The organism is Metamycoplasma neophronis (assembly GCF_006491995.1).
Lineage (GTDB): Bacteria > Bacillota_I > Bacilli_A > Mycoplasmatales > Metamycoplasmataceae > Metamycoplasma > Metamycoplasma neophronis.
Genome location: NZ_VHHP01000002.1, coordinates 19,960 through 37,832, shown reverse-complemented (window position 1 = coordinate 37,832; position 17,873 = coordinate 19,960). Strand labels below are relative to the sequence as shown.

The 17,873-nt window shown below is 28.9% G+C and carries 16 protein-coding genes; 9 read left to right on the top strand and 7 right to left on the bottom strand.

The features are described 5' to 3' along the window. Positions 1-198: 198 nt before the first annotated feature. The gene (gene pepF, locus FJR74_RS07275; RefSeq protein WP_140914644.1) at positions 199-2,034 is read right to left on the bottom strand and encodes an oligoendopeptidase F; all 1,836 of its coding nucleotides are present in this window, start codon (positions 2,032-2,034) and stop codon (positions 199-201) included. After that, positions 2,034-2,552, bottom strand: a complete 519-nt coding sequence (locus tag FJR74_RS00765; protein WP_140914643.1) for an adenine phosphoribosyltransferase — start codon at positions 2,550-2,552, stop codon at positions 2,034-2,036. The genes pepF and FJR74_RS00765 overlap by 1 nt, the downstream gene beginning before the upstream one ends. A 151-nt stretch (positions 2,553-2,703) precedes the next feature. Between FJR74_RS00765 and FJR74_RS07270 the strand changes: the two genes are divergently transcribed. The 8 genes from FJR74_RS07270 to FJR74_RS00725 all read left to right on the top strand — a co-directional run bounded on the left by FJR74_RS07270 (position 2,704) and on the right by FJR74_RS00725 (position 13,579). Then, on the top strand, positions 2,704-4,359 hold the full coding sequence (locus tag FJR74_RS07270) for a ribonuclease J (protein WP_140914642.1): 1,656 nt from the start codon (positions 2,704-2,706) through the stop codon (positions 4,357-4,359). A 31-nt stretch (positions 4,360-4,390) separates the two neighbouring features. Then, positions 4,391-5,674 (top strand): SLC5/6 family protein, encoded by a 1,284-nt coding sequence (locus FJR74_RS00755; protein ID WP_140914641.1) that lies wholly within the window; start codon positions 4,391-4,393, stop codon positions 5,672-5,674. Between the two features lie 68 nt (positions 5,675-5,742). Next, entirely contained in the window at positions 5,743-7,644 is a 1,902-nt protein-coding gene (locus tag FJR74_RS07265) for a hypothetical protein (RefSeq protein ID WP_140914640.1), read from the top strand. Between the two features lie 46 nt (positions 7,645-7,690). Then, entirely contained in the window at positions 7,691-8,350 is a 660-nt protein-coding gene (locus FJR74_RS07260) for a LemA family protein (protein WP_140914639.1), read from the top strand. 145 nt (positions 8,351-8,495) lie between these two features. After that, entirely contained in the window at positions 8,496-10,460 is a 1,965-nt protein-coding gene (gyrB, locus tag FJR74_RS00740; RefSeq protein ID WP_140914638.1) for a DNA topoisomerase (ATP-hydrolyzing) subunit B, read from the top strand. A gap of 12 nt (positions 10,461-10,472) precedes the next feature. Then, positions 10,473-11,222: a phosphotransferase gene (locus FJR74_RS07255; protein WP_140914637.1), complete on the top strand. Its 750-nt coding sequence runs from the start codon at positions 10,473-10,475 to the stop codon at positions 11,220-11,222. 24 nt (positions 11,223-11,246) lie between these two features. Further along, positions 11,247-12,731, top strand: coding sequence for a phosphotransferase (locus FJR74_RS07250; RefSeq protein ID WP_140914636.1), 1,485 nt, complete (start codon positions 11,247-11,249; stop codon positions 12,729-12,731). A 2-nt stretch (positions 12,732-12,733) separates the two neighbouring features. Beyond that, complete coding sequence (locus FJR74_RS00725; protein ID WP_140914635.1) at positions 12,734-13,579, top strand: hypothetical protein; 846 nt, start codon at positions 12,734-12,736, stop codon at positions 13,577-13,579. 44 nt (positions 13,580-13,623) lie between these two features. On the opposite strand, the gene FJR74_RS07245 is transcribed toward FJR74_RS00725, so the two are convergent. The 5 genes from FJR74_RS07245 to dnaA all read right to left on the bottom strand — a co-directional run bounded on the left by FJR74_RS07245 (position 13,624) and on the right by dnaA (position 17,333). Further along, entirely contained in the window at positions 13,624-14,265 is a 642-nt protein-coding gene (locus FJR74_RS07245; RefSeq protein WP_140914717.1) for a nitroreductase, read from the bottom strand. A gap of 99 nt (positions 14,266-14,364) precedes the next feature. Then, positions 14,365-14,562, bottom strand: a complete 198-nt coding sequence (gene rpmB / locus FJR74_RS00715; RefSeq protein ID WP_140914634.1) for a 50S ribosomal protein L28 — start codon at positions 14,560-14,562, stop codon at positions 14,365-14,367. Positions 14,563-14,642: 80 nt separating this feature from the next. Next, positions 14,643-14,861 (bottom strand): RNA-binding S4 domain-containing protein, encoded by a 219-nt coding sequence (locus FJR74_RS00710; RefSeq protein WP_140914633.1) that lies wholly within the window; start codon positions 14,859-14,861, stop codon positions 14,643-14,645. A gap of 1 nt (position 14,862) precedes the next feature. After that, positions 14,863-15,960 carry a DNA polymerase III subunit beta gene (gene dnaN / locus FJR74_RS07240; protein ID WP_140914632.1) on the bottom strand — a complete coding sequence of 366 codons (1,098 nt, stop codon included), beginning with the start codon at positions 15,958-15,960 and terminating at the stop codon, positions 14,863-14,865. A 14-nt stretch (positions 15,961-15,974) separates the two neighbouring features. Then, positions 15,975-17,333, bottom strand: a complete 1,359-nt coding sequence (gene dnaA / locus FJR74_RS00700) for a chromosomal replication initiator protein DnaA (RefSeq protein WP_140914631.1) — start codon at positions 17,331-17,333, stop codon at positions 15,975-15,977. A 385-nt stretch (positions 17,334-17,718) separates the two neighbouring features. On the opposite strand from dnaA, the gene rpmH reads away from it, so the two are divergent. Beyond that, positions 17,719-17,865, top strand: a complete 147-nt coding sequence (gene rpmH / locus FJR74_RS00695) for a 50S ribosomal protein L34 (protein WP_140914630.1) — start codon at positions 17,719-17,721, stop codon at positions 17,863-17,865. Positions 17,866-17,873 lie beyond the last annotated feature (8 nt).

The window sequence follows — 17,873 nt, the reverse complement described above, 5'->3', positions numbered from 1 at the left end:
CTCAATTCCTTATTACATTTAAATTATATTTTAATATATATAAATGCGCATCCAATATTTTAATTTTTACCTTAAAACAAAAAGAATTTTACTTTCCAACGTTATTTTTCTTCGTCTAATCCATAAATTTTATTTTAAAATAAAAATTCCGGATTGTGTTTTCCGAAATTTTTCAATTATTTTTGAAATGAAATTAATTTATTTTTTAAAAATTTTTTTACCCAATTTTACATAGGCATTAACTTTCTCGTCTAGTACTTTAAATGCTTGATTATAAATATCGGGTGAATATATATCAACGCCTGCATCTTTTAAAATTTGTGCTGGTCAGTCTCTATCACCGGCGCTTAAAAATCTGTTAACATAATTTTCTAAAGCCGGTTTGCCTTCTTCTTTGTATTTTTGGAAAAATACATTAGCAACAATGTATCCTAATGCGTATTTATATACATAGAAATAGTAATAGAAATGAGGTACCATAACACCATAAACATTGGCTGGTTCGCCCATTTTAGTTTGTTCTGGTTCCATTGAGTATTTTTTAGCATTATCAACATATAATTTTTCTAATGCTTCATAAGTATTCATAGGTTCATTTTGGTCAATCATGTTGTATAGTTCAAACTCATAATTTGATCATTGGGTTTGACGTAAAACAGTCCCAATAAAATCGCCAATACTTTCTGATAGTAAATAGAATTTTTCTTCGTCTGATTTAGCTCTTTCGATTAAGTAATCATTTAATAATAATTCATTAAAAATTGAAGCAATCTCAGCTAAGAAAATTGGATATTGTGATCTAAACACAGATTGATTTTTATCTGAGTAGTATGAATGCATTGAGTGACCCATTTCATGGCATAGTGTACCAACCGCATTCAAGGTTCCATCGAAGTTCATTAAAATGTATTTTTTATCTAAACCATATGAACCGCCAATTGAGTATGCACCACTGCGTTTTGATGGCACGTTCATGTAGTCAACTCATCTTTCTTTAACAGCTTTTTTAACGACTTCGGGGTACTCGTATGGCATAACTGAAGTAATGTCGATTAAGATTTGTTGTGCTTCTTCTACTGAATATTCTGATTTAACTTTAACTAAATCAACTGCTCCGTCTCATTTTTCCATTTTTTTGCCAAATTTAGCTTTAAAAAATTGTTTGTGAGCACGGTGATATTTTCTGAATACTTCCATGTTGTTTTGTACTGATGAATAAATAATTTCTAATAATTTTTTATCAACATGGTCTGCACTTAAAATTGAGTCTAAAGATGATGAATATTTACGATATAATGCTTGGACTGAAATTTCTTTAATATGTTGATATAACATTTTTGAAAGTGATTGTTTGTGTTTTAAATAAGCACCTGAATAATTTAAGTAAGTTTCTTTTCTTAATAAGGCATCATTACTTTTTAATAAAGATAATCTTGTTCCTTCAGTGATTTTGTGTTTTTTGCCTTTTGAATCGGTTGCAAAACCGTAATCAATTTCACTATCGGTTAATACTGAAAATAATTCTTCTGGGGAAGGATTACCATTTGCGGTGTCATTTAAATAAGTTTCAACTGCATCATCCAATTTGTGATCTAATTCATCTAATGTGGCTTGTAAGTCTTTTTTAACTTCGCTTAATACAGGTTCATTTAATCAACTTTCAATTTTAGCTCTATGCTGCGCGATACGGTTAGTTTCTGAGCCTAGTTTTTTAGCATATTCTGCTGATTTTGAATCGAATTTAGCTAGCAATGTGTTAGTTTCAAAGTCAACAATGTTAGTGTTTAATTTATTTGATAAATAGTTACTTACTTTATTGCCTAAAATTGCCATTTTTGCTGATACTTTTAAATAGTCTTCGTAGTTTTTTAGCGTTTCATATTTACTGTCTTTTACTTTAATAATAATGTCATATAACTTAAAGTATTCATCTTCAAGCTCCTGATATGTTTTAGAACCTAAGATGTCATCTAAATCTCATTTTAAATTTTCATCAACTTCTGAATATGAATTAAATTTTTTGATTTTAGCCATTATTTTTCCTCTTCTATATAAATTAAGTGATTGATTTCATATGGTAGTCTTTCACGTGCTTCTTTAAAGCCACCTAATTCCATTAATACGATAATTTTAGAAACAATCACGCCTTGATCTTCTAGTAATTTAGTTATTGCTTCTAATGTTCCCCCGGTAGCTAAAACGTCGTCAATAATAACTGCTTTTTGTCCAGGTTTTACTAATCCTTTTTGGATTTCTAAAATATTTCTTCCGTATTCTAGCCCATAATCACAACTAATTACTTCACCAGGTAATTTACCTTTTTTACGAACCATAATAAAAGGTTTAGCTAACTTAGCTGCAACTGGGGTTCCGAATAGAAAGCCTCGAGCGTCTGGTCCAACAACGATATCAGCATCTTTAGCCATTTCGGCCATTTTATCAATTGTGTAATGTAAGGCTTCTCCGTTTGCCAATAATAACGATATATCTTTAAATTTAACTCCCTTTATAGGAAAGTCTTCAACTGTTCTAATTAATGATTTTAATTCCATAACAATAAAATAATATATGCTTTTTGCTTTTATTATTAAGAAAGGGCGAATTTTTTATTAATTTACGTAAAAAAACAATAATATTGATAAAATAAAACCGGAATTATTAAAAATAATTTTCTTACGTTTCAAAAGATAATTTGGAGGACTTATGAATAAAATTAACTTTTTTGCATTAGGCGGATTAGATGAAAATGGTAAAAATGCTTATGTTTTAGAAATCAATGGCAAGCTTTTTATTATTAACTCAGGGACTAAAGTTCCAATCAATTCACATAATGGAATTGATACATTAATATGTAATTACGAATTTTTAGAAAAAAGACAAAAAGACATCGTTGGTTTATTTTTAACTGATGTTCATAATGATACTTTTTCAGCAATTCCTTGATTATTAATGAAAATTAAAAAGATCAAAATTTTTACAAGCGCTTTTAACAAAATCGTTTTATTAGACCGGATCTCAAAATATAATATTGAAAATTCTGAATATGAAGTTAGAACAATTAATAGTCCAATGACTTTCGGAGATGTTAAAGTAACTTCATTTGATTTAGCTGGTGGATTGCCTGGTCAATTGGGTTTTAATTTTGAATATGAAAAAGGCAATATTTTGTTTATGACTAATTTTGTTCATGGTGACTTAGGTCCTTATGGTAAAACCGACATCGAACAAATCAAAAAAATTGTTGATAATGGTAAAGAGTTACATGCTTTAATTATGGATTCGGGACATTCAGCATATCCTGGTAAAAGTATTGATAAATTATGAGTTTCGAGAAAAATCGAATACAAATTTAAAGAAACACCAGAAGATAATCGTATTATCGTTGGTCTATACGATGAAGACATGATAACGGCGCACGAAGTTTTAATCTTGGCAAAACGTTATCGTCGTCCTGTTATTACTTACGGACGCACATATTCGCAATTAATTAATTTAGTTGCTAAAATTAACCCCGATTTACAGTGACCAGAATTTATTGATTACCGGGCAGCAAACGATGTTAAAAATGCAGTTATTTTAGTTACTGGAGCGATTGAAAGGTTGTATCTAAGATTCATTAGAATAGCTTCTAATAATGATGTATATTTAAAATTAAGATCAGATGATGCTGTAATTGTAATAGCACCACCAGTTAATGGACTTGAAGTTAACTATGCTTTAACATTAGATGAAATTGCAAGAAACACAGCTAATCTAATCGAATTAGGGGCAGATCAATATTATGCATGTAATCCCGCTAAAGAAGACATTCGTGAAATTATTAAAGCTTTAAAACCAAAATATTTCATTCCTGTTCAAGGTTTATATCGTTATTTAGTTGTCGCAACCCAAATAGCAAGAGAAGCTGGAATGAACATGGGAAATTGTTTAGTATTACAAAATGGACGGGTTGCAGAATTCGATGATTTAGAATTAGTTAACCAAAAACACGGGATCAGAAGTGTTGGTGATGTAGTAATTGATGGATTTGGTATTGGTGATATTTCACACGAAGTTATTAATGAAAGAGAAAATTTGGCACGTGATGGCGTGATTGGTCTAAGTTCACTAATTGACTACAAAAAGAAAAAACCAATCAACGAATTACAAATTGCATCGTACGGAATTATCACAAAAGACAATAAAGAAATAATTCATAAAATAATTAATGACTTATTTAAAAAAGAATTTGAAGATAAAACTGCATCTGAAATTGATTTAAAAGAAATACAAGAAAAATTAAGAAAAACAATTAAAAGAAAAATATCAAAAGTTATTGAAAAAGAACCAATGGTTGTTATTACTTTATATGAAATTTAATAACTAAAAATTAGGTGATTATATGGAAAACATGGAAAAGAATAGTGTAAAACTGACAAAGACAGTAAAAGAAAAACAATACTATGTCACAAAAGACGTTATCTTTTTGTGAACATTATTAGCACTTTTAACTGTTTTTTTCATAGTTATTTCTTATTTAAACATTAAGGGTTTAACAACAATTCATTCATATACCCTTAATGTTTTGTTAGGAATGTTCTCAATACTTTTCTATGTTTTTTTATTACTATTATGTATTAGTAAGATTTTCAAACTCAAAAAAACATATTCATTCGGGGCATTCCATTATAGTCTCGGAAGGTTATTATTTTTCTTCTTTGCAACTATGGTATTGGGGACAATGATTTACTATACAACTCAAATGAAGGGCTTGTCATATAATGCTAAAAATGTATTCCCAGTTGTATTTAAAAAATGATTTGCTTTATTTAAGGGAAATGGTGAACAACCTTTATTGCCATTCCGTTACACACCAGGCGTAATTGGAACATTTATATTTTGTATCTTTACTTTTTTGGGTAGTAAAGCAGGCTTGGCAATTGGATATATCCTTTCAATAATAATATTAGCAATTGCAATTGGTTTATTCTTTATTGATGATAATCATTTCAAATTAATGAGCCTTTCAAAGAAAAAAAGAGAAGCAGCAAGGGCTAGAATCAAAGAGAAAAAAGCAACTGATATTCGTATTAAACGAAATACTAAAATTAATCAAGAAAATATTGAATCTATCATTGTCAAATCTGATGAATTATCAAATCACAAACTTAAAAAATCAAAAGAAATAACAAAAGACACTATTCAGGATAAAATCGAAGAAACAAATCAAAACATTGCTGAAAATGCATTTGAAGACATTGCTGATTTTTCAGTAATAGAAGATAATAAAAATGATATTGTTGAAGTCATTGAAGAAAAAAAGGAAGATGTTTTAATAGATTCAAATATTAAATTTGATGAAGACCCTTTTGAAAACGCTGAAATTGACAGATTGCCAGAAGAAATTAAAAAAGAAAAACCAGTCAGCGAAGCAGAAATCGAAAACTATGTTTCAAAATATGAAACACAACCTCTTGAAACTGAAGAAATTGCCATTTCAAGTCAAGAAAAAGATTCTGACCTCATTGAAGAAATCATTGTATTAGATGATGAAAAACCTCAAGCTAGCGAAGAAAGTCATAATGAGATTTCAGAGCATATTTTAGAACATAAAAATAATATAGAAGATACTAAAAATAAAACCAATAAAAAACGTTATTCGGTTATTGAAGATGAAATTGACTTTTTTGAATAATTTAGAGCCTAATCGGCTCTTTTTTATTGCATAAGTTTTATATAATATTAATTAAGGAGAATAATATAATGGAAAGTAAAAAAGAAAGATTAGAAATTAATTACGACGAAGTTTATAGAGACCCGGGAAATAAATTTCACGCTCAAGTAATGAGCAATATTCACAAAGCTGTTGAATTAGCTGTTAAAGATAACATTCGTGCGCATGTAAGTGACGAGACAATTAACGAATATAAAGCCAATTATGACAAGATACTAAGTTTAAAAGAAGAAATAAAAACAAGAAAGAAAGCCGATGGCATTACTGCTAAAAAAGTTGGTAATGTGTTTATAATAATTTTCAGTTGCTTGCTTATTGGTCTTTGTTTTTTAAGCTTTTTATTAAAAAATAAAAAAATAATCAAGGCATTTAATGAATTTGAAAAAGATAGACAAAAAATCATTGCAGAGACTATGGAAAAAAATATTAAAACTTTGGTTTCGGTATTCTCTAAAACGACAATGCAAGAATTAAAAGATGATATTTTAAGATATTTAAAAATCACAAAAACGCAAAATTTAGATTTTAAAGAAATACTTCCTTTAGTACAAAGCGAAGCGAATTTTGCAAGCTTATACTCAACCAATAAATATGATTTAAGAAATTCTTATTTCTATGACATTTTATACTCAGTTCTTGAATATAGAATTGTAACAACATCTGCCTCAATAACGATTTCTCAAACTAATAGTGAAGGCGAAACATATTCTAAAACCCTTACCGGATATCATTATGAAAAAACGCCATTTGTTGATATAAAACAAGCCACATTAATACCTACTAATTATTTACCTAAATTAGTATTTTTACAAACTAGAAATACATTCAATCAAAAAGCTTATGAAAAGAAAGTTAAAAAGGGTGAATTTGTTTTAGAAAAACCTGAATTTTATAAATATTACAACCATGATTTCAATGACCAAATTAGCTATTTAACTTATTTTCAAAATATTACCCAAGATAAATACATTGAATTAGCTCATTATTTTGAAACTAAAGTTCCTAACCTACCAATGCCAAAACTAAATAAATACGGGACTGCCTTAGTTGAAGATAGAATGTTTAATTCTACTTTGCTTCTTTATAGCACCGTGCATAACTGAGCGTTGCAATACATCCCACAAGATGAGCCAATTACATTAGATTATATTGTCAATATTCTTGCTGATGTTATTATCAAAAATTTAGAACCACAAATTTTAACCTTAACATTAGGTTTTGCTAATAAATATATCGCTTCAGAAAACTATGAAAAATTAGGCGATAGTTACATTTCGACATACAAGGATTTGGATCAAATCGATGATTCTGTTTATACCAATAGGATGTATTTATTAAACAGAATTATTGGAAACCGTTCGTATAGTCTATTCACCCATCCACAGGAAAAAAACGCAATATATGAATTCAAAGATACAAATGAAACAAATAACCGCGTTGTTAATGAACAAAGTTTATCAATGAAGTCATTTTATGGTGTTGATATGATTGATACAGTATATGTCGAAGGTTATGCTATTGATGTTCCGTTCCGTCGTTTCTATCCATTCGAAGAAATTAAAAAGACTTTATATTCGATGAATTACCATTTCTCAACGCCTGGTGCAAAACTATATGCAAACGATACAAATAATTTAATTTATGATGTGCCTAATCCAACTAACGACGAACAATATTATGCTGATTTAATCAAAAAAAATAGCATTAGTTACAACATTCAAGCGGCTGAAAAATCGGATGAATTAGAAGATGCTATAATGACAGTTAATTTCATTTTCGATCGTTTTCCATTTTTAAAAAATAATTGTAAAATCGAAATAGATGATGTTGCTTTAGCTATTTATATAAACGACATAAGTATTGTAGAAAACAATAATTATCAATTAAATAGTTTAGAAGCTGAATTAAAACGTCTATGAGGCTTAAAATAACCCAAATATAGAGTATAATATTTAAATAAAATAAAAGGAGATTATTATGTTATTTGACTCACGTACACAACAAGATAAAGATGGATTTAAACCAAATGTTGACAATTCAATCAAAAAACCACAACCAACAGGATTTGAAAAGTTTTTATTCGTATTATTTTTTATCTTAACTTTAGGAATTTTTGGATTCTGATATTACGCAAGAAAAAATAGACTATATAGAGAAATTAACGAAATCCAAGAAGCTTCTTCAATGATTCAAGCAGCCGAAAAGAAAAGACGTGCAATATTAATTAAACAAATCGATGCTGTACAAGGCTATGCAAAATTCGAAAAAGAAACCCAAACAAAAGTTGCTGAATTACGTTCACAATTAGAAACAATGAATACCGATGATAACGCTACAGTTTTAAAGACAAACTTAGATAGAATTCAAGCCGGATTAAACTTCCAATTCGAACAATATCCAAATTTAAAAGCAGACCGTTTATTTTTACAATTTAATAGCGAAATTGCTTTACAAGAAGATGAAATCTATTCAACAATTAGAATGTACAACATGAAAGTTAACCACTTCAATGGTTCAATATACAGCTTCTGAACTAACTGTGTTGCAGCAAAAATAGGAGCTTATAACCAACCATTATTCCAAGCTTCAGAAACCGAAAGACAAGATATCGATACATCGGCATTAAGAAACATTTAATATATTTATTTAGCAGCCAAAATTGGCTGCTTTTTTTAATGCATTATTTTTGAAAATCAAAGCTTTAAGAGATACCTAAATAATAAAATGGCTTTTTTGGTATAATATTAATATATTTTATATATTAAAAATATTTGAGGTAAACATGAATAAATTAGACGAAGTACATAAATATGAAGAAAATAATATTCAGGTTCTTGAAGGATTAGAAGCCGTTAGAGTTAGACCTGGTATGTATATCGGTTCGGTTGGCGTAAGAGGATTACACCACCTTATTTGAGAGATTGTGGATAATTCAGTCGACGAAGCAATGGCTGGTTTTGCTAATGAAATCGATATTAAACTATATCCAGATAATGTTATTGAAGTAACTGACAATGGGCGGGGAATTCCAACTGGTATTCATCAAAAAACTGGTAAATCGACAGTTGAGACTATTTTAACAGTATTACACGCTGGTGGTAAATTTGATAAATCTACATATAAAGTTTCTGGTGGTTTACATGGGGTTGGAGCCTCGGTTGTAAACGCATTAAGCGATTCGTTTGAAGTTTGAGTTAAACGTGATGGTAAATTACACTATCAAAAATTCTCACACGGCGGATTCCCTGAAAAACCATTAGAAGTTATTGGCGAAGTAGATTTGGAAGATACTGGTACTAGAATTAAATTCCACCCCGACTTTACAATCATGGATAGATTAGACTTCGATTTTGGAACCATTGCAGACCACTCTAAACAAATCGCTTATTTAAACAAAGGTTTAAGAATCAACACTGAAGATGTAGCTAAAAACGATCGTAGGTCATACTGCTTCGAAGGCGGATTAGTTGATTATGTACATGAATTAAATAAGGGCAAAAAATTAGTAAACCCTGATGTTATATATGCAGAAGGAACATTCAAAGATAGAGATCGTGAAGAAAACGGTGTAATAATCGAAGGAAATGAAATCAAAGTTGAAATAGCAATGCAATATAATGAAAGTTACAGCGCTAACGTTGTTTCATATGCAAACAACATTCAAACTGGAGAAGGCGGAACCCACGAACAAGGTTTCTATGACTCATTAGTAAGAATTTATAATAACTATGCCGAAGAAAACAAATTATTCAAAAATAGCAATGAAAAAATTAGCCGTGATGACGTTAAAGATGGTTTAGTAGCAATTATTTCAATTAAACACCCTAACCCAATTTTTGAAGGTCAAACAAAAGGTAAATTAGAAAATAAAGATGCTCGTGTCGCAACAAACAAAATCTTCTCAGAAATTTTTGAAAGATATATGATTGAAAACCCAGACCACGCTAAAGCTATTATTGAAAAATCTCTATTAGCACAACGTTCAAGATTAGCGGCCAACGCCGCTCGCGAAGCGTCACGTAAAAAAGATGGTATTGATATTGGTAACCTACCAGGTAAATTAGCAGACTGCTCAAGCAAAAACGCCGAATTAAGAGAACTATTTATCGTCGAAGGTAACTCAGCTGGTGGTTCGGCTAAAATGGGACGGGACCGTTCAATACAAGCTATCTTACCATTGCGTGGTAAGGTTATTAATGCTGAAAAGAATGCTGTTGTTTCAGTTTTATCAAATAAAGAAATAGCAACCATGATTCACGCTTTAGGTACTGGAATTAGTGACGAATTTAACATCAACAAATTAAAATACCACAAAATTGTTATTATGACCGATGCCGACGTCGATGGAGCTCACATTACTACTTTATTATTAACTTTCTTTTATCGTTACATGCGTCCATTAATTGAATATGGATTTGTTTACATTGCTCAACCACCTCTATATAAAATAACAGCCGGCAAGACTGTTGCTTATGCTTACAACGATGCTGAAAAAGAACAAATTTTATCAACATTAGAAGATCGTAGATCAGTTTCAATTCAACGTTACAAAGGACTTGGGGAAATGGACCCTGAACAACTATGAGAAACAACAATGGACCCAACAACTAGAAAAATGTTGCAAGTTCAAATTGATGATGTTGCTATTTGCGACACCGTATTCTCGACCTTAATGGGCGAAGAAATTGAACCTCGTCATGACTTTATTCAAGAAAATGCTAAATATGCTAATAATATTGATTTTTAGTCGAGGTTAAATATGAAATTATTAGAAAATCAAGGTTTCACAAACAAAACATATCACAACGATGATAAAACCGAGTTCATCAAAATCAAATCATACGATGGGTTTAATCACAAAACTGATTATAAAATTTTAAATGCTTTAGATTTTGTTCCTAAAGTAATTGAAGATACTCCTGAAAAATTAGTTACTGAATGAATTGATGGTCCAATCTTAAGTCCTGCTACTTTAACAGATGACCAACTAAAAGAAATTGGAAAACAATTAATTACCTTGCATAATTCAAAATTAAAATTAGCCAAGGAAAACCAAATTGCCCGTCGTTTCAAGGTTTATCGTGAAATGATTGCTAAATTAGGTCGTAAAATTCCCATATTAGATAAATATTTCAAAAAAATTAATTTATTTATCAAAAACATTGACACTTCAGCTCCAGTTCATAATGATTTATGACTATTCAACATGATTCAAGCTAAAGATAAGATTTATATTACTGACTGAGAATACTCATCAATGGGTGATGTTCATTTTGATTTAGCTTACTTTATTGAATCAAGTGATTTAGATAAAAGACAAGAAGAAATATTCTTTGAAGCTTATGGAGATGATTTTGAACCTAAATATTTATTAATTCACAGAATTATCGTTAACGCTTTAGTTGTTTTATGGATCAACAAACACGAAACCAAACCATTTGATGACTTAAAATATTTAGAAAGGGTCGAAAAATACATGCAATTATATTTGGACACATACCAAATATAATTTTCGTGTTTTAATGCAATAAATATGATTATTAATAATAAAAACTCATTTGCACTTCATCATCACAATAAAAAGAAAAATAGCGAAATCTATGAAGTTTATGAAATCATTAAGAAAAATTTCGGTACCGAAGTTTTTGAAGAAATTTCTAATATTCGTTCATACTATGAAGATTTTCATAATAAAAGTTATATTGGCAAATTAGGCGAAACCTGAGTTCAAATTAGAATACCAAAAAATGTTGTTTTAATTGACCATGGTAATGAAGAAAAAATTATCACTACATTCAAAGATTATTTATACGTAAAAGATGGTATCATCATCAAAAAATGATTCCCTGGAGTCGATTTATTCAAGTTAAAAATAGATGAAAAAATCTCTAATGCTATTTTAAATTGTGTTAAAAATTTTCAAAATTTAGATATTGAATTAGAACGTTTCAACTGACTTAAATACAATATTACTGATAAAAAGTATTTGGAATTGGTTGAAAAATACAAAGATGAACCTTATGTATTAAGCCATAATAATTTAAAAAGACAAAATATTCTAGTTAATAAATATGGTTTCATTAAGCTTGTCGACTTTGAATTTGCCAGTGCTAATTCACGTTATGCCGATCCCGTTGCCTTACATTTATTTTTAGGAATTCCAAAGGAAACTATCATTACACAATTTGATTTAGATCCAAATGTATTTGATGACTATACATATATGTTTAAAGTTTATAATGAAACTTCGTATAAAGAAACATATGCTAACATTAAAGCCCCTAATAATAAGGTTAGTGAATCTTTAAATCAGTATAACAACAAAGATTTTTCAATACCTAATCGTTTTATTGTTCAAAAATATCACAACCATTTTGACAATCGTTTGGACATTAATTTAATTCAACACTTTTATTTTGTGCCAACATGCGTTTACGAAGACAATGACAGAATTATTTGAAGATGATTGAATTGTCCTAACACAACAGAAATCAACTCACGTCAAATCAAAGTATTGGCAAAAGCAATGAGAACATACCATGACTCTGATGTAGAATTTCCTCCATACATCCTTCAAGAAAAAATTGAATGATATATTAATAACATTGACAAAAAGCAATTAAAAGAAGACTTCAATAATGAAAAAATTATCGAAGAAATTGTGAGATGAATTAAACAAATTAAACCCGATGCTAACTGCCATAATAATTTAAATTTAGATAACATTTTATTTAGTGATAATTTAAATCTTTACATTATCGACTGAGCCGTAGCATACCGCAGCTCTCGTTTCTTAGACATTGCCTTTTTATTTGAAAACACATATACACCAAAAGCTATTGAAAGCATTTTTTGAAAAGTATATGATATGCAGCAACCTAAAGATTTTTATAAATACCGTATTATCGTACACTTTACAGCTTATTTATACAACCGGGTATTAAATGGCGACTATACAGGAGCTGGAATAAACGTTACCAGAATCAAAGAATTGTGAAAACAATATAAAGGAAATTAACCATGGCCAAACAAGAACAAAATCAAGACCTAATAGAACCGAATGAAAAAAAGGCAAAAAAGCAAGGCAAAGGCCCCAAGATAGCCAAAACCTTCTTTATGTTTGCGGGTATTTTAGTTCCAACTGTTTGTGTTATCGCTATTCCGCTAGCTTTAAATAAACGCCAAAATTATGGCAATAACAAAGTGTTTTTTGATTCAAAAGAAAGTATTAAAGCTCCCGTTATTGAAGAATTAAAAGATAATAAAATTAGAGTGACATTTGAGCAAATTACCCCTAATGAAATTCAAATTCTATCTAGCAATCCGCGCGAGATTGAAGAAAAATCGAAATATGATCACTTATTAGCTTATCAAAACACTTTTTCGTTTATTCAATCAGGGTATAACTTCGATAGTTTTTTTGCAAACAACAATAAAAAAACGCATACAGTCGAAATTAATCAAAATAATGTACAAATTTTCAATATCGATATACTAAAAATGATCGAAGACTTCAATAAGAGTCGTTCACCTAAAAACAAAGTAAGTGATTCATTTTTTATTAAATCAATTGACAAAGTTAATACTTCAATGACATATGCTTATGTGAATGGAAAGTTTTTAGTATATTATGACAATGCGCCGGGATATCAAGGTTATAGTACTGTTAATTTCTTTAGATCAATCACTACATGATTAGATAATTACCGTAAGGAAAATAATTTGCCTGATGCGATCGATTATAAATTAATTAGTGCCAATTTAAGTGCTAATGTGAATTTAAATGATGAACTAAGCAAAGTTACAAGTATTGTTTTTAATAATAAAATCGTTATTGAATTAACCAAAGCAAATGAAAATAATTAAAAAAAACGCGCTATATTGCGAGAAACGTTTCGCAAGCGTGTTTTTTATTTTAAAATTTCTAAAAAGTCTTTAACATCAATTCTTTGTGATTTATATGAATTAATTTTATGATCTGAGCGATAACCCAATGCTATTCCACTTACAATGTCAAATTCATATGGTATGTTTGCAATTTCATGTAAGTTTTTACCATATTTAACTATTTCATAAGCGTGTACTGAATCAATCCCATAATTTTGTGCTGACAACATCAGTGTAGATGAAAATGCGCCTAAATCTAAAACATTTCAAACTAGTGCATTTTTAGGCAAACACAATAAAACTATTGCGGGCGAATTGAATAATCTTCAGTTAAGTTCGTTGAATGTTTTATTATCGACTGTTTCATTTCTAATCAATGACATTTGGGTAATGTGATCGCTAATGTACGCTGGTCATTCTTCTCTTTTATAATGTTTATAATCTGATGAAATAGGATCACTATTTATAACTGAGCGTAAATGGTCTTCTCTAATTTTTTTAAGTAATTCGCCTTTTAATACATACACTTTTCAAGGTTGAGAATTCATTCATGAAGCGCTTTGTTGTGCATCTTTCATAATTTGTAAAATTATCTCATCATCAATTTCTTTATCAAGAAAATCACGTATTGATTTTCGATTTTTTATTACCTCTTTAAATTCCATATAACTCTCCTTTATATAAAAAAATTATAATATAACTCAAAATAGAGCAATTAAAAGGTTGCTTTCAGCAACCACTTATAATTGATTAAAATAAATATATTAAGCTACTAATCCGTATTTTTTTAAAGTTCTTGCATTTTTAGCAGTTACACGAACTGTTTTTTTGCTTCCGTTTTCGGTTAAAACGGTAACTTTTTGAAGGTTTAAGTCAAAAGTTCTTTTTGATGTGTTTAAAGCGTGTGATCTTTTGTTTCCACTTAGAGCTTTTTGACCTGTTAATTGATCTCTTCCTGGCATGGTATCTCCTTTATTTGTTATCGTATTTATTAAATTAGTATGCAATTATTTTATATTAAAATAAAGAAAAATGTTGATTTTTATTGTTCTTTTTTAGCAACTAAGATATAAATGTTGTCGTCAATTCAAATTGTGTCACCTACTCTTAACTTGGCATTTCTTCCATCAACTGGTTTATCGTTAACTAAAATCTTATGAATTTTAACAAAATATTTAGCCATTCCACCAGTAGGACATGCTTCAATTTTTTTTAAAAATTGACTTAATTTAATGAATTCACCAGTTATTTCTACTTTCATATTAAAAACCTTTTTGTGGTGTGATTAATTGCAGCACATTTGGATTTGAATCTGATTTAATCACAATTCTCATTTTGTCCTTAGTTAATAAAATTCTTAATTCTTCTTCAAATACTGAAATTGCATCTTTTAAGAATTTGCTATTTAATGCTAATTTTAATTCTTCACCATTATATGTGAAAGCTTGAGTTTTTACTGTTGCGTTAGCAATTTCTTCTCTTGCTGAGCTTATTGTTAGAGTTCCATCTAAAATGTGCACTCTAATTTTGTTATAATTTTCAGTAATAATTACTGAAGCTTTGTTTAATAAGTTATTTAATTCTTTTTTATTAATAATTAATTCGGTCGCAAACTCTTTTGGAACAATCCGCGAAATATCTTGATATGGTTGATCTACAACTTTAGATTGAATAATAGTACCATCGATTTCAAATAGAATTTTTTGATCTGAAATATTTAATGTTACTTCTTTGCTATATTCAAACCCTAGGATATCTCTTAAGTTTTTAGCTAAGATTGAAATGTTAAATTCAACATCTTCTTCAATCTCGTTAACTACCTCAGCATAACGATAGCGGTCAGTTGTCACAAATTTTAATTTATGGTTTTGCGCTGACATATTTACACAACATAACAATATATTCATTTCATTATTTGAAGCTGCAAAAATAACGTCTTTTGACATTTCTTTTAATGTTTCTCACTTGATTCTTAGTTTATCGCCATAAACATTGAAATCAATTTCAGGATACTCATTTGTTTGATATAAATTCAAACGGTAAATGTCATTTTCAGTGCTGATTTCTAATGTTGAATCATTACTTGTAATTATTAAATCACCATCCAATTTTTTAATAATATTTCTAAATAAACTTAACTCTACTAAGAAAATTCCTGGAATAAGAATTTCAGCATCAACACTCGCTGGAATTTCATGTTTGATACTGATTTCTCCATTTGAACCTACTAGGGTAATTTTATTATCTTCAGCAGTAATTAAAATACCTTTCATTACAGGAATAAATGGATTGGGATCAATCGCTTTTGCCACTCTTTCAACTGCTTGATCTAATAGTAATCTATTAATTTTTAATTGCATAAAAACTCCTTATTTTAAATAATTTTTCTTAGGTTATCTTGAATTTTTTCAATAGCTATTTTCAGTGTTGAATTGGATTTAATATTTTGGTCAATTCATTGCAATGAAACTAAAATAGTTGAGTGTGATTGATTACCAACCATTTTTCCAATTTCCATTAATGTGTAATTGAAATTATTTCTAATTAAATATATTGAAATTCTTCTAGCAATAACTACATCTTCTGTACGACTGCTTCCAGTAATTTTTTTCTTATCAATTTTATAATATTTTGAGACTGCATCAATTATTCTTTCGGGTGTAATATTTTCTTTAATTTGGGTCACATTTTTAAATATCATTTGAATTGTTGATAAGTCATATGTAAAATAATCATCATCTTCAGCAAATAACTTAATTCTGTTGATTGCCCCTTCAATACTACGAATTGAAGTCGAAAAGTTTCTAGCAATAAATTTAAGCGAATCATCTTCTCATAATTCAGGATTTATATTATTTTCAATTAATTTAAATTTCAAAATCGAAATAACATCATTGATATCTGGTGAAACAATTTCAACTGTCAAGCCACCATTAAAACGCGTGATAAATCTTTGTTCAAATCCACCCAAATCATTTGGTTTTTTATCGCCAGCAACAATAATTTGTTTATTGTTTGATATCATGGTGTTAATAACATTAAATAAAACATTCAATGTACTTTCGCGGTTTCCATACTGCTGAACATCATCGAACATTAAGCAATCATAGCTTGTTAAATCATCCACGATTCGATTGATTTCTTCTTGGTTTTTATTTCTTAGTTGCTCAACTAATTTTTTTGTTAATAAATCAGGGTTAATATATAAGCAACGTTTGCCAGCTTTTTCCATATCGTTTCCAATCGCGTGTAACAAGTGAGTTTTCCCCAGTCCGCTTGGTGAATAAATAAATAATGGAGAATAAATAACATCTTGATTTTGGCAAATAATTCTTGCAGCTTTAAGCACTGTTTGATTGAATTTTCCAGTAACATAATTATCAAAAGTTAAATGCGATTTTATATTGTTATTAACCGTATTTTTAGGGATTTCAACTTTAACCGGATTAAGTTTACGTAACTCGTTCATGTCACTGATTAAAGTAACATTCATGTGCCGTTCATAAACATTTTTGATTGCTCTTTCAATATTAGAATTATGTAACTGTTTAACATATTGCATGATTGGTTCTGGTACATAAATATAAACAGAATCATTCATTTCATAAACAATTTGTATCGTTGATAAAAACTGATTATATATTAATTGATCCGCTGCATTATTTTTTAATTCGGTTTGAAATGCCAAGTTATTTACTTTCAAATCTGCTTGTTGTTCTTCGATAGTTTTCATATTTAAAATATTATAGTTTATAAACCCGAAAAAAGGCGGCTTTTATCACAAAATAAAGCATTTTTTCATGATTATAAACAAAGTTATTAACATTAATTAGTTATAAAATAATTCTTAAAATAAGTCAGAATTTTAAATAAAAAATATAATTAACATTTTTAAGTTTTAGTTTTTTTATTTTGTTATTAACTTTTTCAGTTTTTTTTATTTTTGACAACTTATTTTCCGCTAAATCTTTATATATATTTAAATGCCATTAAAAAATATGACATTTACGCCAAAAGTTACGCAATTTTTTCTATAATATTATTGCTTAATTTTTTGGTTATTTGGTAAAATAAATTAAGTTATTTTATTATATAAAACATCACAAAGGAGCGATATTATGAAAAGAACATATCAACCTAAAAAACGTAAACACATTAAAGTGCATGGTTTCATGGCTAGAATGCAAACTAAAAACGGAAGAAAAGTTTTAGCAGCTAGACGTGCAAAAGGAAGACATAGATTAACAGTATCAGACGATAAATAGTTTGATAT